This is a genomic window from Levilactobacillus mulengensis, assembly GCF_003946045.1.
GTDB lineage: Bacteria > Bacillota > Bacilli > Lactobacillales > Lactobacillaceae > Levilactobacillus > Levilactobacillus mulengensis.
Window position 1 is genome coordinate 1 of the sequence record NZ_RHNW01000021.1, and the last position, 19,395, is coordinate 19,395.

A 19,395-nucleotide genomic window follows, 5' to 3' on the forward strand; every position below is an offset into this window, starting at 1 on the left:
GATAAATTAAGTGGGGCTAACACTAATCGGCCAGAACTGCAAAAAATGCTGGCCTATATTCGTGAGGGTGATATTGTAATGGTCACTGAATTAGATCGCTTAGGCAGAAACAACCATGATTTGACTAAGATCATGAACTCCATTCAAAATAAGGGTGCCACCCTAGATGTGTTAAATTTGCCGTCCATGACAGGGATTGCTGACCCAAATTTACGTCAACTGATGACCAACTTGATTATTGAACTCTATAAGTACCAGGCCGAAAGTGAACGTAAGCGAATCATTGAGCGCCAGCAACAAGGGATTGCCTTAGCTAAGCAGCAGGGTAAATATCATGGGCGCAAACCCCAATATGCCAAAGATGATCCCCGTTTGCAACATGCTTTTAAGCTTTATCGAGCTGGCATGAGTGACATTGATGTGTCCCGAAATACAGGTATTAAACGGACGACCTTTATTCGATACCGTGTGAAATACGGTATTAAAAGAAAATAGGGCCCCCTTTTGGTTAGCACATGTTAACTGAAAGGGTTTCTATTTTCTTTACTTAAAAGTTGTCTCAGGAATCAGCTTACATCCAAATTGTGTACAATCTATATCATGAGAACTAATTTTAGAGTACGATACAGTTGATTAACAATTTCGATAAAGGCGATGATGGGATGAAAAGCACGACGAAATGGGTAACACGGTGGCCCGAACGAATTAGTTACGGCTTAAGTGACGCCGCCGATAATTTAGTCTTTCAAATGATGACGACCTATTTGCTATTCTTTTACACGGATGTTTATGGACTGACACCAAGCGCGGTGGCCATTTTATTTGTCGTGGCGCGGGTAGCTGACGTTGTTGAAAGTTTTGTCATCGGGATCATGATTGATCACACACATTCACGGTTTGGCAAGAGCCGACCGTTCTTCCTCTGGTATTCGTTACCTTACGTTATTTTTGCGGTTCTCACCTTTGTGACGCCTAACTTTTCGTATAATGGTAAATTAATCTGGGCATATGTGACGTATTTAGGCCTTGGATTTCTGTATACGGCTGTTAATCTGCCAATCACGTCAATCTTACCAACGATGTCGCAGAATACTCGTGAGTTGACGTTGTTGGGTGTCATTCGTCAATTCTTTGGCAGTTCGGTTCAAATTGTGGTGGCGGTATTCACATTACCCTTGGTTGCGTTCTTCGGCCACGGTAATCAGCAAAAAGGGTTCTTGGGCACAATCATCGTGTTTAGCCTGATTTCATTTCTTTTGATTATCAACACGTTTGTCCATGTTCGCGAACGGTTCGCGAATCCTGAAATTGCCCACCAACCGTTAACAACTGTCCTAAAAATGTTGAAACATAATCAGCCATGGATCGTTATGTCAATCGTGATTCTCATGTACTGGCTGGTGACGGCAATTAAGAATCAGACAACCATTTACTATTTTAAATATACGGTGGGAAACGAAAACCTGGTGCCACTAGCTAACAGTTTTACCCTGGCAGCGTTAATCGGGGTATTGCTGATCATTCGAATTACCGAGGTTGGCAGTAAGAAGCAAACGATGCTTCGCGGTATTTTAATGGCGCTGGTTGGTCAAGCCGTGATTGCGGTTGGGGTTTATACCAAAATACTGTGGTTCTTGTTTGGCGGTGTCTTGATTAACTCGATTGGCAATGGGATCATTATCGGCCTCGTCTCAATCATGATTGCTGACACAATCCGTTATGGTGCCAGCATGGGGATCCAAGCCGAGGGAATTCTGGCTTCAACGGATGACTTTGGCGTTAACGTCGGCCTTGGTGTTGGCGGCTTGATTACAGCTGGTTTGTTTCACTTTTCGGGTTACGTTGCCAATCGAACCCAGAATGCCGCAACTCTCACCATGATTAATTTGAATTATGTTTGGATTCCGTTGGTTATTTATGTGGGGATGTATTTTGTATTGCGGCTTTATGATGAGGGGCGGATTGAACGAGCAATAGAAGCAAGAAAATAAGTCCGAATTATATTCTAAATAATAGTTTTTGATTTGCTAACTAACACCGGTGCGGTGTGATATTATTACCTTTTTGCGCCAACGGTTATTGCAATTGGCCAAATAATCTTGCAACATCACTTTTGAAATGCAATAGATTGTGAGTCGTTCCAGTTAGCACTATACTGAAACTGAGTCTAAATCTAAAAGGAGTGGTTTGCATGGCTGAAAAGTATACAGCAGAAATCGTGCCATTGAACGCTGAGAAGATTGGCACCGCGCCACACGGTGCCGCGACGTTCACGATTGATGGTGCGCAAATGAAGATTCATATCGATATGTTTGATACACCTGCTAATGTGCAGCATTGGGAACATTTCCACGGATTCCCGGATGGTAAGCCAGCAGAAATCGCCACAGCGGCACAAGATGCTAATGGTGACGGTTTCGTTGATCTGCCAGAAACAGAACCGGTTTCCGGTACAACGATGGTGCCATTTGACGCTGAACCGGCCAAGATGCATGTGCCAAATGACAGTTACCCAGTGGCTGATGCAGAAGGTCACTATGCTTATGACAAACTCGTTGATCTGAAGGAATTGCAGACAGCGTTTAAAACCGCTTTTGGCAGTGACGATTTGCAGCTCGATAAAAGGGTCATTTATATTCATGGTGTGCCGGATACCTTGAAGCTACCGGCTACTGTTCAAGGAACTGTCATGAACTACGATGCCCACGTTACTTTACCAATTGCAGTTGGGAAAATCATCAAAGCTTAAACTAATTAGTTGAATAAATAATCTGGCTCTTTGTCAACTGAGGTTGATATCAGCTTATATAGCAAATCCGAAAGGATTTGCTTTTTCTTTTGCATTAATTGAATTAAGCAAATAATTCCATTTGAATCCTAGTTCGATAATGGTCAAAATTCCGATAACCGTAAGCAGTTCTACCAATAGCTTTAATTTTGCGGTTAACTCGGGGTCAATGGAACATCCATAGGGCAGGCCGTGGGCTAAGGATAGAAACTAAAATGAGGCAATCGTTTTTACAGCTCAGATAACACAAAAACCGGCTAATTCGCAAAGAAACGCGGATTAGCCGGTTTTACTTATTGAGAGGGTGGTTGGTCACCACTTGCTGCTAGTACCCGTACAGCTTGTCGACTTCAACGAGGTCTTCATCGACCCCAGCGTTAACGAGGAGGTCATGGTTAGATTCGACGATCGCTGGTGAACCGGACAGGTAGTAACGAACCTCGTTACCCTTTTGTTCTGCCAGTTCCGTCAGGTGGGCAACGGCGTCCTTACCGTGGTCTAAGAGGGTCAGGGTCAGATTTGGCATGTCGGCGGCCCACTTTTCAAAGTCCTCTTGGTAGAGGTGAAAGCCATCCGCGACGTAGACCACTTCTACCGGGCGGTCTGACTTAGTGTCGTGGAGTTCCTTGACCAGGGCGCGGATAGGGGTGATCCCCACCCCGCTGGCAAAGAGGACGAGGGGCTTGTCTTCGTCCTTTAAGGTAAACTTGCCCAGTGGGCCGAGGATTTGGATTTCTTCGCCCGGCACCAGGGTTTGCACGTTGGCCTTAAACGAAGAAGGTTCGCCGTGCTGGCGGGTCCGGGTACCTAAGAGGATGTGACCGTCCGCCGGTAGGCTCGCAAAGGACAGGGCGCGGACCTTCTTTTGGTCGGTCACTTCCTTGGTGGGTAGGCCTAAGCGCATGTACTGGCCGGCCTCCCAGGTGAAACCAGCCGGGATTTCGAGTAGGATTTCGAGGTAGTCGTCCGTCAGGGGACGCACGCTGATCAATTTGCTTGCGTAACTAGGTAATTCTTTTGCCATGATAATTCCTCCTATTTAGAATTTACACCAATTATACGGACATAACCACTATATTTAATTGTTTTATATTTCATAAACAAACCTCTTTATTATGCTTTATCGGCAGTCTTTTTTACTTTTTTGAAATGTAACTTGTTACCAATATTAGCAGACACACTGGAAGTAGTTTCTAAAACATTATGAATTTGTTCTTGTGTCTTTTGTTTTTTTAACGCTTTTTTACTTTCTGATTCTTGAGCCAAAAGTTGACTATCAATAAGTGTTTGTTTATCGATGTAATACAATTTCACAAAAGTGTTTGGAGCCACAGAGGTATTTCCCTTTGGTTCCATTTTTACAATAGTATTTGGCAATGCATCAGCATAATGTAAATCTGCCTTCACCGGTACTTCAGAGTGATTAAAGTTATACTTATCTATTACCGCTGTTGCTTTTTCAACATCTAATAATTTTACATCGGGTATTTTAAGATAGTCTTTTCTTTTCTCTAATTGATCATTAACGATTTTAGTTTCTTGCTCCAATACATCTGGTGCTACTGCTCCAAGTGCCATTTTCCCAATCGTACCAAACAATTTTGCTTTTCCCATTTTTTCTCTCCTAATCAATCCAATTGTTTTAATTATACATTCATTCTTTTAAAAATAAAGAAGCGGTTATTAATTACCTGTGTGATCAGTTGTTCGATCAGTACTTTGAACAATTGCTCCAGCAGAAACCGCAGGTAGGGGAAATGATGCTAAAAACTACTTTTGACATTTTTTTAAATTTTTGGTGGCAAAAACGAGATTTAATTCAATTATTGATCCGCCAAGGCTTATTTGATCATATGAATGAAATTTGGCAGCAAAAAGCAATCCCCCGTTATCAACAGTTTGCGGCTCCCTGGCATGTTCAGGGCACTCCTACCCAAGTGAATTATGTGATGGCTTTTCAACTAGGTGGTTTTACCAATATTCTACGTGTCTGGTTAGGCCAAGATCAGCCTGAGTCACCAGAGCAAATTAAGGATTTAATGTTGTTGGCTGCTCAGCAATTAGCTGATAGTTTGAATACAAATTAGATTAGTTAGACAGAAATAATCAGGATTTAACTAAGATTATGAATACCATTCAAAATGAGGGGCTACCCTATATGTATTAAATTTGCCGTCTATGACGGGACTTGCTGATTCTAATTTACGGCAACTGATGACTAACCTCATCATTGAATTGTATAAGTACCAGGCTGAAAGCGAACGTAAGCGGATCATTGAACGGCAGCAACAAGGGATTATCTTAGCCAAACAGCAAGGTAAATATCATGGACGTAAGCCCCAATATGCCAAAGATGATCCCCGTTTGCAACATGCTTTTAAGCTTTATCAGGCAGGCATGAGTGACATAGACGTTGCTCGGAATACCGGGATCAAGCGGACAACTTTTATTCGATATCGTAAAAAGCTTAATATCAAGAGATAGGACACTTAGCTAGCACATGCTAATTATTCATGAATATAAAACATATGTATCATTTGCAAATATATTTGTTATGTGTTATTATACATGTAGTGATATTTATTAAGCTTACTTAGCATGTATGAGGAGGGACACTAATGGAAATTATTACATTTTCAGCAATAAAAGGCGGCGTTGGCAAAACTACCCTAGCTTTTAATTATGGTGAGTGGTTAGCAAAAAATGGCAAGCATGTTTTATTTATTGACTTAGACCACCAAAGTAATTTAACCCAGACTTACAACATTTACGACAATCAAGACACCGTTGGCAACATTTTCTTAGATCGAGGGAAAGTCAAAATACATGAAATAAGTGCTTATATTAGTATAATTGCCGGAGATATGCACCTTGACGATATTGAGCGTACCATTGAAAATAAGACTAACAAAAACATGTTCCTCTACATGTGGTTGTCAGATAATTATGAACGTTTAAATTTAGGAAAATTTGAGTATATTATTTTAGATTGCCACCCAGATTTTTCTACTGCTACCAAAAATGCAGTCATCATCAGTAATGCTATTCTTAGTCCAATCACGCCCAGTGAACATGGGTATAATGCAAAATTTAACCTAGAAGAAAGAATTAACGAGTTACGCAAAGAAGCCATTGATTACTCTACTAGAAAATCTTATGTCACGACCAAATTATTTTTTATCGCCAACATGATTAAACACAACACAAGATCATCTCGCGAGTTATTAAAAGCCTTAAAAGGCGATCCCAGTGTATTGGCTACAGTTCCAGAAAAGGAGCTATTCAATCGTTCAACGTTGGATAAAAAATCTCTTTCAAAAATGGCTGAAGACCACAAAACATATATTGATCAACATGAATTTTTCGACAGTATGGACAAAACATTTAATGAAATCACGGAAAAATTATAAATATTTCATACACGTATTAATCACACGTATACTCAATACATGTGAATTTGAATTATAAAGGAGGACTACCTATGGCATTCGATCCAGAGAACAAAAACATAAAAAAAGCACTACAAAAAAATGAAACAGAACAGCCAACTGATACTAAAGATAAACTTGTTATTCCTGTTTTTAAAGACGAAGAGGAACGTACTAAGAACTATACCTTTTCACTTCAACCTAGCGCACGCAAAAGACTTGACGGTCTGGCTAAAGAACATAATTTTAAGTCTGCCTCCAAATTTTTAAATGAGCTTATAAAAAATATGTGATGTCACTTTAAGGGGGGGAGTCGTTATGGGAATTTCAATAAGTGTTATATTTTTGTTTGCCAGCCTTATTATCTTTTGGATAGTCCCAGCCATTGGAATTGCCAAAAATCACCTGGTAGATAACCGCTTTTTTATTCGATAGTGGTTATTTCCAATGCAGTACTGGTTACAGCTATTATTTGAAAGAATCAGCGGTAACCGTCGTATTGTCGTAAGAATTTTACAGATAATGTCTCTGTTTATCACGTATTTTTGCGGGTTACTTATGCTCATGATTTTCAGTGTTTTTGATGGAAATTTTCTTAAACACCCCGAAGCATTTTTACTTTTCGAATATTTACTGTTATCTTCTATCGCTTACTGGTTTCAACCAAAAGCTGGCAAAGTATACAAGACCAAATGAAGTTGCCGCTTGGTAAGCACTATGCTAGACTAAAACTAATTTAACAACCGAATAAAGAGATCAAGCTAAACAGAAAAATCCCCGATTCACGAGGAATCAGGGATTTTGGGTTTAGCAAGTAGCTATAAGGCAGCTACTTAGGTTCAGTCGATTTTCACCGCCAAGTTAAAATCGACTGAACATTGTTCTTAATTTGTAGGTTAATTATACCGCAAACCAGTCCCCAAGGACAAGTTAAGGATAGTTAAAAACAAATTAAAGTCAATGGACTAAGTAGCTAACCAGAGCTATTTAGTCCATTTTTTGTTGTTAGAACTTAAAAAAGTTGCCGACTGGGCAACTCACAAACAGACACATGCTGGTAAATTACAAAGCATTCATTTAGCCGTGAGGCTTTGTAATTCAGTTAGAGCATATCAGATTTGTATTGTAATGCAAGTCGAATGTTTTAGCAACTCTCTTTTGAGACAGCGTGTGTCAGTCAAGAAAGGGAGTTTTTATAATGGATCAAACAAATTTCAAGTTTTATCAAGCTGACAACGTTTATGGGGCCTTGTTCTTTCAGTTTCCCAAAGTATTGATGTATGGCGAACAATATCGGTATTTAAGTAGTGAAGCCAAATTGGCCTATATGGTACTGAAAGATCGGCTCGAGTATTCCTTACGCAATCACTGGATTGATGAGGAAGGTCACGTCTATTTTATTTTTACCAATCAAGAATTAATGGACTTGTTCAACTGTTCAAAGGGAAAATTAGCCAACGTCAAGAAAGAACTAGAAAAAGCTGGCTTACTTTATCAAAAAGCCATGCATTTTAATCCCAAAACAGGGAAAAATGAACCCAACCGACTTTACCTGGCCGAACTAGATATGCGATCAACGGACGTCTATTTACGCGGTGAATATGGCCAAAAAGAGCCGCAAACCCTTGCTACGAGCGAAAGTCTAAAAAATAGACCTTCGCGGGAGACCGTTGAAACCCTTGCTAAGAGCGAAAGTCTAAAAAATAGACCTTCGCGAAAGTCCGTTGATGACACCCCGCAAACCCTTGCTACGAGCGAAAGTCTAAAAAATAGACACGATCTAGATAAAGAACTTAAAGCAAGAGATACTAATAGATACAATATAGATACTCAAAAGTTGGACTTTTCCACAGCCCATTTTTCACCAGCAGAAATTCAAAAGCAAAACCAGGATTTGGTGCACCATGCTAATGACTTCTTAACTGATGAAGACAGTGGCTCACCGGTTTTCTTAGAACCAGAAGCCGTGCAATTACTTAGCTTCTGGTGCCGTACCCCACAACAAATGCGCCGTTTCATTGGCATTATCTTAAATGCTAAGTATCGAGTTGAAAAGGATCACAAAGATATTGGTGTCATAATCCCACTTGATGATGAGGAACTGAAACCTTTAATGACTAAAGCCTTGAGACGCTACTTTAACGCCCTGAGAAGCAATGAGAAGCACATCAAGAACGTGGAAAACTACTTGTACGGCACCATACAAAACCTATTTGGCGTTTGGTGGAATAAACAAGCGGCTAGAGAATATGCGGCCAAACACCCTAACGATGAGCGTGCTTAAAACTAAAAAGCTATATAAGGCTATTTAAGCTGTTTTAAACAGATAGAGCATAATTATATTAAACGAGTTTTAAAATGCGCTTACGGGCACTTTAGGAACGTTGTATAAGTGCCATTGCGGAAAGGACAGCAAACTTAAATTCACAACTTTTAAAGAAGCAGGCTAATTGAGATGGTACTCAAAGATTAGTATAATGTGAGTAGTAATAAAGGGGGGGCGAGAAAATCATGGCAGTTAAGGAAAAGAAACGCGTACAAGTCCAGATTGACAAAGAATTGGCAGATAATACCGAAGCCGTTTTAAGCCAGTTAGGTCTAAACCCAACTACCGCGATCAATATGTTTTATAAGCGGATTGTTGCTAATGGTGCCTTACCTTTTAATGTGTCTTTAAGCGAAGAAGAAAGAGCTAATTTACGCCTTTTAAAGGCTACCAAAGAGACACCAGTAACAGAGTTCAAAGACGCTAAAGAAGTCGCTGATTGGCTCAATGATCCAGATGAGGACTAATGGCTTATCAGATTAAATAAATTAATAACTTGGAAGTGTGATGAACATGAAAGATACAATCACAATTAATGACTTTTTTGAAATTGCCAAAGAAACTGATTTAAAAGATTTACTTGATAAGTCATTACATGAGCTAGATCCAGAAAAGCGCAAAGTATATGACGCTTTATATACCTACTTTTTAGATAAAAGGCAAGATGAGGTTATTAAGCGAAAGGACTTTGTCCGTTGATAGATAAACCCCAATATATAATTGTTACGGTGTTCCAGTAGAAACGATCAAGAAACGTTATCAGCAATCCAAACATAATTTGCCATTAGTGGCCTTTAAATCTTATAAGGTCATGATCTATGATAATAGCGAAAAGTTTACCTCTGTTTATGCAAGAGAGAAGGGACAAGTTTTTAAGAACGATTTGAGGCATTCTCCTTGGATAAACCAAAATATTACTTATCCAGAAAAGGTGCAAAAGCAGTTACAAAATTTTGCAGATCAAAACCCAGAAGTAAAGCCAAAAAACAATCCTGAAAATAAAAACGATCGGCCTAGTTATTAGGTTGATCGTTTTTTAATTTATCCGGTTTATGGGCGTTAACATAGTCAGCAAATATTTTTAAAAGTTCTTCGGTTTGTTCGACCGAGAGGTTATTAGCTTGGAAGTACTTTTCTAATAAAGCCCCTTTTTGAATTAATCGGCGAGAACGGGCTTTGCGGGCTTGCCGATTTTCATAGTATTTAGATTGCCGTAATTTAAAATCTTCCTGCTCAATTTTTTGTTTTAAACGCGCTTGTTGCTCGACTAGTTTTTCATATTGATTAGACATGGAATTTCCCCATCTCGTATGGCTAATGATCTACGGACTTTACCTTTAAAAATTCAGAAAATTGCTTGGCTAAAAGCTTAATCTGATCGTTAGACAAATTAGCATAATCTAAATTGGATTGACTGATGATTTGTTTACCTAGCCGTTGTTCAATCTTATTTTTTTCGTCCTTAATTTTTTGATTAAGGGCTTTTAATTTAGCTTCTTGTTTTTCTAAGTTACTTTGAGACATAACGATCCCTCCAATCATATTAGAAATTATCATCGACACTATATCATAAGGGAAACGTTAAGTCAAAGTATAAAAGTTGAAATAGCGAAGCGGAAGGCATACACTAAGTTAAAGTTAAGAGAATCAGCAGACCGAGTGAAACGAGGTCAATGCGCACTTACACTCCAAATAAATTGGAGTTGTGCTAAAACACTTAAACCTGTATCAGAAGTCGCCTATGGCGACAACAAAAACCAAAAACAAAACCCTAAAAGAAAGGAGACAACAGCATGGCAATTTTCCATATGAGTTTTCAAAATATAAGCGCAGGAAAAATGCGTAGTGCTGTTGCTAGTGCGAGTTATAGAAGTGGTGAAAAGTTATTCGATCAAAAAGAAGGTCGAAGCTATTTTTATGCTCGGTCAGTCATGCCAGAAAGCTTTATTTTGACACCAAAAAATGCGCCAGAATGGGCGAGTGATAGAGAGAGATTATGGAATGAAGTCGAAAGAAAAGATCAGCGAGCAAATTCACGCTATTCAAAAGAGTTTAACGTGGCTTTACCAGTTGGATTAAGTGAAGACGAACAGAAAGAATTATTGACAAAATATGTACAAGAAAATTTTGTTGATGATGGTATGGTAGCCGATGTGGCAATTCATCGCGATCACCCAGACAATCCGCATGCACATGTGATGTTAACCAATCGCCCATTTAATCCTGACGGAACATGGGGAATTAAAAGTAGAAAAGAATATATATTAGATGAAAAAGGGAATAAAACATATACAAAAAGTGGGTATGCAAGAAATAGAAAAATATGGCTAACTGATTGGGATAAAAAAGAAAAAATAACTGAATGGCGTCACAATTGGGCTACCGCTGTTAATCAAGTTTTAGAAGCTAAAAATTTACCAGACCGTATTAGTGAAAAATCATATGAAGAACAAGGAATTGATGAAGTGGCAACACAACACGAGGGTATCAATTCACAGAAAGAAAAACGCCAAGAATTTAATCAAAATGTTAAGCAACAACGACAAGCAAAAGCAGAAGCAAAAAATGCTAATGAAAAAATCCATAATGAACGCCGTATGAAAACCTTACAGCGCCATTATTCATTTGATGAAAAACGACTAGTTGCACAGTTAAGTAATCGACTAAAAACATTTGTTAGCTTAGAGAACCTAGATGAGAAACAACGTATGCTGTTTAATTGGAAAGATAGTGCCATGATTAAGCAAGCAGTAGGGGAAGATGTGACTAAACAATTAGTTACAATTACACAACAAGAAAAGTCACTATCAGAAGCCAATCAATTATTGGATAAAGTCGTTAATCGAACCGTTTCAAAACTTTATCCTGACGTTGATTTTGAGCAAATAACAATGGCAGAAAAACGGGAGTTAGTTAAGGAGACGGACAGCGAACAAAGGGTATTTACAGGAGATGAACTAAAAGACCGTTTAGCCATGATAAGAACAAACATTATCAATCAACAGGTTCTGACGTTTACAAAGCGCCCATTTGCTAGTTGGTTAATGCTTGAAAAACAAGAACAGCGAGCTAAGGAAACTATTAGTGATATTTTGGCTAATAAAGGTTACCAACTAGCAGATATTAAGCGTACAAAGGGTACGCTGTTAAGTGACTTTGATGAGAAACAACAAGCTGTTTTAAAGAAGAATATCAAAGAACTTTCAGCAATAAATGAGACTAAACAAGTGGTTGATACGCAATATAACAACGTATTAAGTAAGACTTTCCCTGATATGAGCCTTGATCAAGTCAAAATGACTGAAAAAGAACGCCTATATACAGCAGTTGTTTATTATAATCCTGAACTTAAATCACTAGAAAAGCGTGATTTAGATCAGTTGAGAAATAATCCGCCTGTTCAATTCACGACCCAGGAACATGCCCAGGGACTTGCTTATCTAAGCGGACAGGTTAAATCTGATGAGATTCAAAACGCTAATTTGTTACGTGTATTGAAGAATAGGGGGACACAACAGTTATTCATTGGGGAAGCAGGACAAGATAAAAAGATTTCTGCTAAGCAACTTGAGCAGGCTAAGCAGGCAGTAAAGCAACATAATCAAAAGAATGATGATTTCCGAAAAGAGAATATGCCTGATTATCGAGCCGTTAATTATAACGAAAATACCCCAGCAAACTATATGAACAAATTATTGTCAGATACCTTAATGAGCTTACTTTACGAGAATGGACAAGACCACGAACTTAACAGACAAAAGAAAGCACAAAAAGAATTAGAATACGAACTGGATAAAAAGAAGCGTCAACATCAGAAGCACAGTCGCCACAGTGGTACAATCCATAGATAGGCTAGGTGTAAGATAGATGTAATGAAAAAGAAAAAATAAATGGTTACAACGTAACCATTTTTGTGATATAATGTATTCATACAAATAAAGAAAGGAGGGATAGCATTTGAAAAATAGCAACGAGTGGCACACATTAGCGGAGGCTAGCCGAATTTTAGGAAAAAATGACCGCTATGTGAGTAATTGGATAAAGCGTCATGATGATTTCCCCAAGCCAATGCTAATGGATATTTCAGGTAAGAAAATCATTCATGATAAAGGTATTCAATGGATTTCTGAACACACAAAAAAAGAGGGCGTCCTCAAAAGCAAGGTTAGTGCTATTGAGGATAAATTCCTAAAATTGACGGTTTTAGGAAAACACCCTAACATACCATTTTACATGTGTATGAATGGATAGGCTAGATATACTTAATAACCAGTTAAAGGGGGTGGCGCAATGAAGATAGAGAACTGGCAAGATGTGGACGAACATTTGGTAGTTGATAATGACAAAGCAATTATTGTTAAGGATTCAAAACTACTGGATAATCCCGAAGCGTTAAAAACCGAAATGCAAAGAAGCGGTAAGCCAGTCACAGAAGTTAGAAGTAAGTTAGTTCAGAAGTCAGTCAAAAGTAGGGTCAAAACCGATCCAATAAAAATCAGTGCTTGGTTTGACCGTAAACATGAGAGTGACAATGCTCAAAAAGCCGAAAAGCTGGTAAGTAATAAGCCAACTCATCAATATAAGCAAATCAAAAATGAAATGACCTTTTTTGGTGAGAGTTTCCTGGAAGGCTTCTTAGGCTTCTATGGCTTAGAAGTTGATAACGCCTTAGGCCGTTACGAACATAATTTGCATGTCTTAGAGACCCAAGAATTAGGTCAGTCAGAAAAAGAGTATTACTTAGCTACGAGTGAAAATGGCCGAGTTAAATTAGCCACAGATCCATTACCAAGCCAGCAAATTGCCGAGGAACAATTGGATAAGTTCTATCAGCGTGAGCCAGAAAAAACGCAGGCCGAACAAATTCAATTACGAACATCAGAAGACGATGGAAAGGAGGAATAACATGAAGTTCAGCAAAATGAAAGCGCTAGCAACCACTGGAGCTACTGTGATTTATTTAGGGCTGATGAACGCCCAGGTTGTTTTGGCGGCGGACGGCGGCGAAGTTAAAAGCAAGTTAACTCAAGCTGGTAAGACGATTCAAGGTATTTTAACTGGCTTGGTCGTTTTAGTTGGGATTTGTGTCGCGCTATTTATTATTATCAAAAGAATGCCTGACGCAGACGATCCACGAGAGAAATCAGAGGTTTATCACGCGGTTGGTCGGGTGGCTGGTTTAGTGGCCCTAGCGGCAGCGATTATCTGGCTATTACCTTGGGTTTACAGCCTATTCACTTAATTTAAAAAGGAGCCTGCCAAAATGAAGAAAGGAAAAGAATTTATCTTTCCAGAGAACGTAGATAAAGATTATGGGATCTGGAAAGACTACACCTTGAAGGATTTTGGCTATGCGGCGCTGGCAGGACTAGTGGGCTTAATTTTTATTGCGATCCCACCCTATGGCCTGATTTTAGTCCTGATAAAAATAGTGATTGTTGTCTTAGCCATGACGATTGTCATGGCTATTTTAACAATTAGGCCAGTTGCGGTGCGGAAGAATATTAAAGTGCGGGATAACTTTAAGTTGAAACGTCGCTATGCCAATGGTCAGAAACTGTTTTATTTAAAACCGAAGAAGCGAGGCGAACTAAATGCGTTTGAAGAAGAGCAAAACCGCCAATAAATCAGCGAAGCTCAATTGGGATTACCAACCGCCTAGAATCAATGGTGGCAAAGAGACCATTGATGACATGAGCTTGGTGGTGGGTATGTATGGTAACTACGAAGTTACCAAAACGGGTAATCTCGTTGGCATTTTGGAAGTTAGTGGGATCAACCTTGATCTACTTAATGAAACCGAACAGCAAGACGTCTTTGAGGACTATGGCGCCTTTCTCATGAGTACGTTAGGTGAAGGGGTTGATGACACCTTACAGTTCTTAGAGCCGACAATTCCCGTCAATATGACAGCTTATCTCAATGGTCTCAAACGTCGGTATCTTGCTTTACAAAAAGATCACCCCGATCAACAGTTCAAAATCCAATTAATAGCCAGTTATTTGGACCACTTTACTAAAGTCCAGGAATCCAAAAACATGACCACTAAACAACATCTGCTAATCGTTAAGGTACCGATTAAAGACAAAAGTGTTAAGAGTTTAAATCTAGCGGTCAGTCATTTAGACGAAAAAATCGAACAGGTTAAGCGGGATATTGAAAATGCGTTAACGGACTTTGATGTGACGGCCAAAGTGTTGACTAGTCAAGAAGTCCAAGAGATTTTAAAGAACTTAATCAATTTCAATGGATAGGAGGCAACAGTATGAGTTTTGGCGATAAGGTCATAGATTTGTTCATGCCAACCAAAAACGAAAGTCAGCAAAATAGTGAACCAGCGGTTAATAAACAAAAACCGGAGGTTGAAGACTTTACCAAGCTGATTGATCGCGATAGCTTGCATTCACTATTTCCATTTAGCTGGGAACAGTACCCCACCTACGTCCAGTCGGGCGAGAATTTTATTCGGGTGTTAGCGATTGCCGACTATCCTAAGCGGGTGTATGGCAACTGGTTATCGGAGTTAAAGCGCAAAAAAGGCGTTATCGATATTGTGCAATATATCGACAGCGCCAGTAACAATTCAATGATTACCTATTACAAGAAGACGATTCAAAATAAGGAAGCGCAGAAGCTCAATACGTTCGACCCGTATAAAAAGAAGATTCTGCAAAACTACATTGATTCGGCCAACATGCAACTAGATAAATACCTTGATAATTCTACCACATTTGTCTACCAACATATGCTGGTTTATCTGCGGGCCAACAGTTTAGCAGAACTAGACGACTTAACCGAAAACGTTAAGAATACGTTGATTAAGCTACAGATGAAACCGCTAGTACCCGTTAAAGCAACCTTTCAAGCATTTTGGTCAACCATGCCAATTAACGAGAACCTCATGGGGGATTACACGTACAAAGAAAGTAATACCGAAGTTGCCAGCAGCATGTTTCCCTTTGACGACGCGGAAATTTTGGACTTGAAGCCTAGAAGCGATATTGAAGGGGTTAACAAAGATACCAACAGCTTAATTGCCGTGGATATGCTGGATCGCAATAAGACGCTTAATCAAAATCAAGTGATTATTGGGACCTCGGGAGTCGGCAAGACCACCTATATGATCCAAAAAATCCTACGCTACGCCATTCAAGATTATCAGCTTTACATTATTGATCCAGAAAATGAATATACCAAGATTGTTGAAGCCCTGGGTGGGGCAGTCTTGCACCTAACCTCGAATGCTAAGTACAAAATTAATCCGCTCCAAATCTTTTCCGAAGAAATCCTCAGCGCTGATGAGGCGGTCACGAACCTTGATTTACTAGTCAAAGATAAAATTCAGCGATTAAAGGGGTTCTTTGAAGTCCTCAAAACCGGGATTACCCAAGTTGAACTGGCAATCCTTGATGATGTCGTTAAACAGGCTTACGTCAACAGTGGCGTTTTGAAATACAGCCGCTTGAAAGAAATTAAAGACGATCAGTGGCCGACCTTATCCAATGTTTATGACGAGTTGGAAAAATTGGCTGATAAGGACGCTGACAAATTCAGTCGGGTTAAAGACTTCTACTATATTTTAGGCAGTTATACCCATGGCTCTAACAGCCTATTTGACGGCCACACCAACGTTAACTTAAAGGGGAAGATCATTTCCTTTGATTTAAAACCCCTGCAAAGTGAACAGGAAGTCCAATCAGCGGCCTATCTGAATACTTTTCAGTATCTATGGGACGAAATCACTAAAGATCGGCATAGCCGCAAAAAACTGTTTGTTGATGAATTTCACTTTTTGACCTTACACAAAGCGGCCGCAACCTTTTTCCACCAAGCATACAAGCGGTTTAGAAAGTACAATGCCGGAGCCATTGCCGGAACGCAGCAAATTCAAGACGTGATCGAAGGCACAACGGATACTGGGCAGAATATTGGGGAAGCCATTATTGGGAACTCTTATACCAAGGTGTTCTTTGGCCTTGATGGTAAAGGTGTCGATGATGTCATTACTAAGTTAAGAATGACGTTCTCGGATAAAGAAAAGAAGCTACTGGAACGTCGTAGACAAGGCGAAGCCTTGATGATCTATGGTAGCCAACGCGCCTTTATGAAAGTCGAGTTGACCGAAGAAGAACTACGACTAATTGACCCAGAAGCTTACCAAGAAAAATATAACCGTGAGACCGCCAACCAACCGGATTATCAAAAGCGCGTGGTGTTGACGCCAAGTGAAATTGACGCTTTGACCACCACCGAGGAGGAAGGAGGGGCTTTAAATGAGTAAATCAAATCAGTTATTGAATATCGAGGTTGGGACGTTCAGGCGGCAAGGAAACAAGTTAATCCTTGAACTCAATCACAATCAGTTTCGATATGACCAGTTGAGTGAGCTAAACGAATTAAAGCAAGCTGATGCCAATTTCTTGCAGTTGGTTAACGTGGTTGAGCAAGATCAGAAGGTCGTTTTAACTTATACTTTGCCGGATAAGGTCAGATCGTTAAAGGAATTACCACATGAAAATAAGGCAATCCGGTCAGCGATTGCCAAGGAAATTATGGCGCAAAATGTGGTTAACGATAGTCAGTATCACATTGCGTTGAACCCAGCCAACCTATGGTATTACCCAATGCAACATGTTTGGTACGCCTACCGGGCCAATGAACTCATGCCTTATGATGATAAACATAGCAATTTAGCCAAATACAAAGCACTGATTCTGTTTTGCTTGACGGGGACGCCCTATGAACGGCTACTAAGCAATCCTAAAGAAGCCCTAGCTAAACACCCTGATGACTATTTACAACAAGTAGCTAAAGCTACGTCGTTAAATGAGTTAACGGAGGTGGTTAACGGCATTGAGGACTTTGTGAGTTATCACGAATGGCAGGAAGTTGAAACGGCCCAGCAGAAAACCAAACAACGTTTATGGTTGAGCGTGGCCGGAGTGGCGATTGTGGCCGTTTTGGCCGTCGGCTTAGTCCATAAAAGTGACGAAAGAAAGTATCAAAGCTTAGCTAACCAGAACCAAGCCCAGGTCACACGATTAAAATATAGCGGTCAAATTCAAACCGCTTTAAATGATCAGAAGTGGTCGGAAGCGCAAAAAGATATGCAACGGGCCGGCTATCCTTCAACTAAGCAAGTCAGTGCCTTTTTAAAGCATGGCCAGTACCAGCAAGCTTTAAAGGTTGACCCAAGTCAGTTGAACAAGGTTGTTAATGCGGCTTATGCCAACAAAGATAGCGGGCAGGTTGCCAAGTGGGAATTGCCAACTAAGGCGACAAGCAAGCAAAAAGACCAATTGGCGCTGGAAAAAGCCATCGTTAACTACGACACCAATACGCTCAATAACCAATTATCCTTTACGACGAACGGTGATGTTTTATTGAGAATGGGGCAAGCTTTCCTCGCCCATAACGATACGCAAGACGCCCAGACCGTCCAAACCAAATTAGCCGGCGTGAACAGTCCTAAAGCTAAGTATTTAAAAGCCCTGTTAAGTCTCAACTCTGCTAAGAACGAAGTTAGCGACGCCCAAAAGAAGTTAGATGACGCCAACAAGATTGATGGCAGTAAAGATAAGGACAAAGACAAGAAGGTGGATTCGGCTAAGTCGGACTTAAAGAACGCGCAGAGTGACCAATCAGCAGCGCAAGATAAAGTTGATAAGGCAAAGCAAAAAGTAGGTGCTTAACATGGGACTAGCCTATGAATTTCAAAAGAAAAAAGTCAAATTCATATTATATGGTATCGTAGGCTTTTTCATAGCAATTATATTGATAATTGCAGGATTAACAGGAGATTTAGAAGAAAATTGTGGAGATGATACCACATCAAGCCAAGTTACCAATTTAGACAATAAAGGTATGGAAGAAAATGCCAAAAATATCTATGCGCACTGGAAACAGAAGTATGGCGCCACCCCACAAGCGGCGGCTGGTATCTTGGGGGTCTTACAACTGGAAAGCCGCCTTGATCCCAATTCGGTTAATTCAAGTTCCGGTGCCACGGGCTTAGCCCAGTGGTTAGGTGGTCGAAAAGATAAGCTGGAAGATTTAGCTCATAAAGAAAATAAACCAGCGACTAATCTCGGTGTGCAGTTGGACTATCTCGATCAAGAATTGAACAGTAGTTACTATGCGTCAAATAAGCAGATTTTTAAGTACACGGACGTGCATAAAGCGACGAAAACCTGGTTAATGGATTACGAGGGTATGAGTAAGAACCCGGAACAATGGTATTTAAGCCAAAGATACGGATATGCCGATCACTGGTATTCCGTGTTCGGGGCGAGTGATCCAGTGGCCGGAAACACCTTAGACAATGCGAGTTCCGGAGATCTGACCGAACTAGGTTGTGATAGTGACCCAAGCTATTCCGGCGGTAGTATCGTCAAAAATGCGGAAAGTATGAAAGGCGATTTCTACTATGTTCAAACCCACCCTAGCCCCGATTTAGGTAGCGATTTAAAGAATCCTAACAAAACCGGTGGAACCGATTGTTCAGGCTTTGTCTGGTTAGCGCTTAATAAAGCTGGTTACAAGGTACCGGCCAACATGGGCTGGTTTACCGGCACGATGGCAAGTGACGCCAAAGGCAGTCATCAATATCTGAAACAGATCAGTGAAAATGACGCCAAAGCCGGCGATATTGTGATTGTTAATCAAGGTGCCGGGGCCGGGAACAATGGGCACACCGCAATCTTGTTAGACAAGTGGCAAGGCAAAGCCACCAAAATCATTGAGCAAGGTGGTGTCGGCGACAAGGTTAACGAAAGCACATTTGGCACCGCGTTTTATAGCTTATTGAACGGTAGCGATGTGACGTTAGCCCGGCCAATCAAGAAGTAAGGAGG

Annotated in this window: 21 protein-coding genes and 4 pseudogenes; 20 read left to right on the plus strand and 5 right to left on the minus strand. The window is 40.2% G+C overall.

Going from position 1 to position 19,395, the window contains the following annotated elements; translation table 11 throughout:
• The 3 genes from EKM84_RS13125 to EKM84_RS13135 form a co-directional block, all read left to right on the plus strand.
• A partial coding sequence (locus EKM84_RS13125) for a recombinase family protein (protein WP_164511408.1) occupies positions 1-495 on the plus strand: 495 nt, incomplete at its 5' end.
• A gap of 167 nt (positions 496-662) precedes the next feature.
• On the plus strand, positions 663-1,991 hold the full coding sequence (locus EKM84_RS13130; protein WP_003597662.1) for a glycoside-pentoside-hexuronide (GPH):cation symporter: 1,329 nt from the start codon (positions 663-665) through the stop codon (positions 1,989-1,991).
• Positions 1,992-2,191: 200 nt separating this feature from the next.
• Positions 2,192-2,749: a hypothetical protein gene (locus EKM84_RS13135; RefSeq protein ID WP_125766155.1), complete on the plus strand. Its 558-nt coding sequence runs from the start codon at positions 2,192-2,194 to the stop codon at positions 2,747-2,749.
• 103 nt (positions 2,750-2,852) lie between these two features.
• Here the strand turns inward: EKM84_RS13135 and EKM84_RS13140 are convergent.
• From EKM84_RS13140 to EKM84_RS13150, 3 genes and pseudogenes are all read right to left on the minus strand, one after another.
• Positions 2,853-2,948 (minus strand): annotated as a pseudogene (locus tag EKM84_RS13140) (transposase); the annotation flags it as partial.
• A 165-nt stretch (positions 2,949-3,113) separates the two neighbouring features.
• Positions 3,114-3,812: an FAD-dependent oxidoreductase gene (locus EKM84_RS13145; protein WP_004563106.1), complete on the minus strand. Its 699-nt coding sequence runs from the start codon at positions 3,810-3,812 to the stop codon at positions 3,114-3,116.
• Positions 3,813-3,901: 89 nt separating this feature from the next.
• The gene (locus EKM84_RS13150) at positions 3,902-4,402 is read right to left on the minus strand and encodes a PASTA domain-containing protein (protein ID WP_125766156.1); all 501 of its coding nucleotides are present in this window, start codon (positions 4,400-4,402) and stop codon (positions 3,902-3,904) included.
• A 35-nt stretch (positions 4,403-4,437) separates the two neighbouring features.
• On the opposite strand from EKM84_RS13150, the pseudogene EKM84_RS13155 reads away from it, so the two are divergent.
• The 8 genes and pseudogenes from EKM84_RS13155 to EKM84_RS13195 all read left to right on the plus strand — a co-directional run.
• Positions 4,438-4,875 (plus strand): annotated as a pseudogene (locus EKM84_RS13155) (TetR/AcrR family transcriptional regulator); the annotation flags it as partial.
• A gap of 5 nt (positions 4,876-4,880) precedes the next feature.
• Positions 4,881-5,272 (plus strand): annotated as a pseudogene (locus EKM84_RS13160) (recombinase family protein); the annotation flags it as partial.
• Positions 5,273-5,406: 134 nt separating this feature from the next.
• Positions 5,407-6,198 carry a ParA family protein gene (locus EKM84_RS13165; RefSeq protein WP_003636296.1) on the plus strand — a complete coding sequence of 264 codons (792 nt, stop codon included), beginning with the start codon at positions 5,407-5,409 and terminating at the stop codon, positions 6,196-6,198.
• A gap of 71 nt (positions 6,199-6,269) precedes the next feature.
• The gene (locus EKM84_RS13170; protein WP_010011603.1) at positions 6,270-6,509 is read left to right on the plus strand and encodes a hypothetical protein; all 240 of its coding nucleotides are present in this window, start codon (positions 6,270-6,272) and stop codon (positions 6,507-6,509) included.
• 905 nt (positions 6,510-7,414) lie between these two features.
• The gene (locus EKM84_RS13180; protein ID WP_125766157.1) at positions 7,415-8,500 is read left to right on the plus strand and encodes a replication initiator protein A; all 1,086 of its coding nucleotides are present in this window, start codon (positions 7,415-7,417) and stop codon (positions 8,498-8,500) included.
• A gap of 227 nt (positions 8,501-8,727) precedes the next feature.
• Positions 8,728-9,009 (plus strand): type II toxin-antitoxin system RelB/DinJ family antitoxin, encoded by a 282-nt coding sequence (locus EKM84_RS13185; RefSeq protein ID WP_047674908.1) that lies wholly within the window; start codon positions 8,728-8,730, stop codon positions 9,007-9,009.
• Positions 9,010-9,055: 46 nt separating this feature from the next.
• Positions 9,056-9,241, plus strand: a complete 186-nt coding sequence (locus EKM84_RS13190) for a hypothetical protein (protein WP_104796115.1) — start codon at positions 9,056-9,058, stop codon at positions 9,239-9,241.
• Positions 9,242-9,266: 25 nt separating this feature from the next.
• Positions 9,267-9,566, plus strand: a pseudogene (locus tag EKM84_RS13195) (zeta toxin family protein); the annotation flags it as partial.
• Here EKM84_RS13195 and EKM84_RS13200 read toward each other — a convergent pair.
• Positions 9,556-9,834, minus strand: coding sequence for a hypothetical protein (locus EKM84_RS13200; RefSeq protein ID WP_072534697.1), 279 nt, complete (start codon positions 9,832-9,834; stop codon positions 9,556-9,558). The pseudogene EKM84_RS13195 and the gene EKM84_RS13200 overlap by 11 nt on opposite strands.
• A gap of 22 nt (positions 9,835-9,856) precedes the next feature.
• The gene (locus EKM84_RS13205) at positions 9,857-10,084 is read right to left on the minus strand and encodes a hypothetical protein (RefSeq protein WP_080633844.1); all 228 of its coding nucleotides are present in this window, start codon (positions 10,082-10,084) and stop codon (positions 9,857-9,859) included.
• A 251-nt stretch (positions 10,085-10,335) separates the two neighbouring features.
• Here EKM84_RS13205 and mobQ point away from each other — a divergent pair, with 251 nt between their 5' ends.
• The 9 genes from mobQ (at position 10,336) to EKM84_RS13250 (ending at position 19,390) form a co-directional block, all read left to right on the plus strand.
• Positions 10,336-12,393: a MobQ family relaxase gene (mobQ, locus tag EKM84_RS13210; protein ID WP_125766158.1), complete on the plus strand. Its 2,058-nt coding sequence runs from the start codon at positions 10,336-10,338 to the stop codon at positions 12,391-12,393.
• 106 nt (positions 12,394-12,499) lie between these two features.
• Positions 12,500-12,793 carry a hypothetical protein gene (locus EKM84_RS13215; protein WP_105450205.1) on the plus strand — a complete coding sequence of 98 codons (294 nt, stop codon included), beginning with the start codon at positions 12,500-12,502 and terminating at the stop codon, positions 12,791-12,793.
• 39 nt (positions 12,794-12,832) lie between these two features.
• Complete coding sequence (locus EKM84_RS13220) at positions 12,833-13,447, plus strand: hypothetical protein (RefSeq protein ID WP_125766159.1); 615 nt, start codon at positions 12,833-12,835, stop codon at positions 13,445-13,447.
• Between the two features lies 1 nt (position 13,448).
• The gene (locus EKM84_RS13225) at positions 13,449-13,784 is read left to right on the plus strand and encodes a CagC family type IV secretion system protein (protein ID WP_125766160.1); all 336 of its coding nucleotides are present in this window, start codon (positions 13,449-13,451) and stop codon (positions 13,782-13,784) included.
• 21 nt (positions 13,785-13,805) lie between these two features.
• On the plus strand, positions 13,806-14,168 hold the full coding sequence (locus EKM84_RS13230) for a hypothetical protein (RefSeq protein WP_061777529.1): 363 nt from the start codon (positions 13,806-13,808) through the stop codon (positions 14,166-14,168).
• Positions 14,137-14,796, plus strand: a complete 660-nt coding sequence (gene trsD, locus EKM84_RS13235; protein ID WP_061777530.1) for a TrsD/TraD family conjugative transfer protein — start codon at positions 14,137-14,139, stop codon at positions 14,794-14,796. The genes EKM84_RS13230 and trsD overlap by 32 nt, the downstream gene beginning before the upstream one ends.
• An 11-nt stretch (positions 14,797-14,807) precedes the next feature.
• On the plus strand, positions 14,808-16,823 hold the full coding sequence (locus EKM84_RS13240; RefSeq protein WP_125766161.1) for a VirB4 family type IV secretion system protein: 2,016 nt from the start codon (positions 14,808-14,810) through the stop codon (positions 16,821-16,823).
• Positions 16,816-18,234, plus strand: a complete 1,419-nt coding sequence (locus EKM84_RS13245) for a type VII secretion protein EssB/YukC (protein ID WP_125766162.1) — start codon at positions 16,816-16,818, stop codon at positions 18,232-18,234. The genes EKM84_RS13240 and EKM84_RS13245 overlap by 8 nt, the downstream gene beginning before the upstream one ends.
• Before the next feature lies 1 nt (position 18,235).
• The gene (locus EKM84_RS13250) at positions 18,236-19,390 is read left to right on the plus strand and encodes a phage tail tip lysozyme (protein WP_064523791.1); all 1,155 of its coding nucleotides are present in this window, start codon (positions 18,236-18,238) and stop codon (positions 19,388-19,390) included.
• Positions 19,391-19,395 lie beyond the last annotated feature (5 nt).

Excerpts from the sequence above, each read along its gene's own strand:
- EKM84_RS13130 (WP_003597662.1), top strand. The coding sequence starts at position 663 with ATGAAAAGCACGACGAAATGGGTAACACGGTGGCCCGAACGAATTAGT.
- EKM84_RS13135 (WP_125766155.1), top strand. The coding sequence starts at position 2,192 with ATGGCTGAAAAGTATACAGCAGAAATCGTGCCATTGAACGCTGAGAAG.
- EKM84_RS13145 (WP_004563106.1), bottom strand. The coding sequence starts at position 3,812 with ATGGCAAAAGAATTACCTAGTTACGCAAGCAAATTGATCAGCGTGCGT.
- EKM84_RS13150 (WP_125766156.1), bottom strand. The coding sequence starts at position 4,402 with ATGGGAAAAGCAAAATTGTTTGGTACGATTGGGAAAATGGCACTTGGA.
- EKM84_RS13165 (WP_003636296.1), top strand. The coding sequence starts at position 5,407 with ATGGAAATTATTACATTTTCAGCAATAAAAGGCGGCGTTGGCAAAACT.
- EKM84_RS13170 (WP_010011603.1), top strand. The coding sequence starts at position 6,270 with ATGGCATTCGATCCAGAGAACAAAAACATAAAAAAAGCACTACAAAAA.
- EKM84_RS13180 (WP_125766157.1), top strand. The coding sequence starts at position 7,415 with ATGGATCAAACAAATTTCAAGTTTTATCAAGCTGACAACGTTTATGGG.
- EKM84_RS13185 (WP_047674908.1), top strand. The coding sequence starts at position 8,728 with ATGGCAGTTAAGGAAAAGAAACGCGTACAAGTCCAGATTGACAAAGAA.
- EKM84_RS13190 (WP_104796115.1), top strand. The coding sequence starts at position 9,056 with ATGAAAGATACAATCACAATTAATGACTTTTTTGAAATTGCCAAAGAA.
- EKM84_RS13200 (WP_072534697.1), bottom strand. The coding sequence starts at position 9,834 with ATGTCTAATCAATATGAAAAACTAGTCGAGCAACAAGCGCGTTTAAAA.
- EKM84_RS13205 (WP_080633844.1), bottom strand. The coding sequence starts at position 10,084 with ATGATTGGAGGGATCGTTATGTCTCAAAGTAACTTAGAAAAACAAGAA.
- mobQ (WP_125766158.1), top strand. The coding sequence starts at position 10,336 with ATGGCAATTTTCCATATGAGTTTTCAAAATATAAGCGCAGGAAAAATG.
- EKM84_RS13220 (WP_125766159.1), top strand. The coding sequence starts at position 12,833 with ATGAAGATAGAGAACTGGCAAGATGTGGACGAACATTTGGTAGTTGAT.
- EKM84_RS13225 (WP_125766160.1), top strand. The coding sequence starts at position 13,449 with ATGAAGTTCAGCAAAATGAAAGCGCTAGCAACCACTGGAGCTACTGTG.
- EKM84_RS13230 (WP_061777529.1), top strand. The coding sequence starts at position 13,806 with ATGAAGAAAGGAAAAGAATTTATCTTTCCAGAGAACGTAGATAAAGAT.
- trsD (WP_061777530.1), top strand. The coding sequence starts at position 14,137 with ATGCGTTTGAAGAAGAGCAAAACCGCCAATAAATCAGCGAAGCTCAAT.
- EKM84_RS13240 (WP_125766161.1), top strand. The coding sequence starts at position 14,808 with ATGAGTTTTGGCGATAAGGTCATAGATTTGTTCATGCCAACCAAAAAC.
- EKM84_RS13245 (WP_125766162.1), top strand. The coding sequence starts at position 16,816 with ATGAGTAAATCAAATCAGTTATTGAATATCGAGGTTGGGACGTTCAGG.
- EKM84_RS13250 (WP_064523791.1), top strand. The coding sequence starts at position 18,236 with ATGGGACTAGCCTATGAATTTCAAAAGAAAAAAGTCAAATTCATATTA.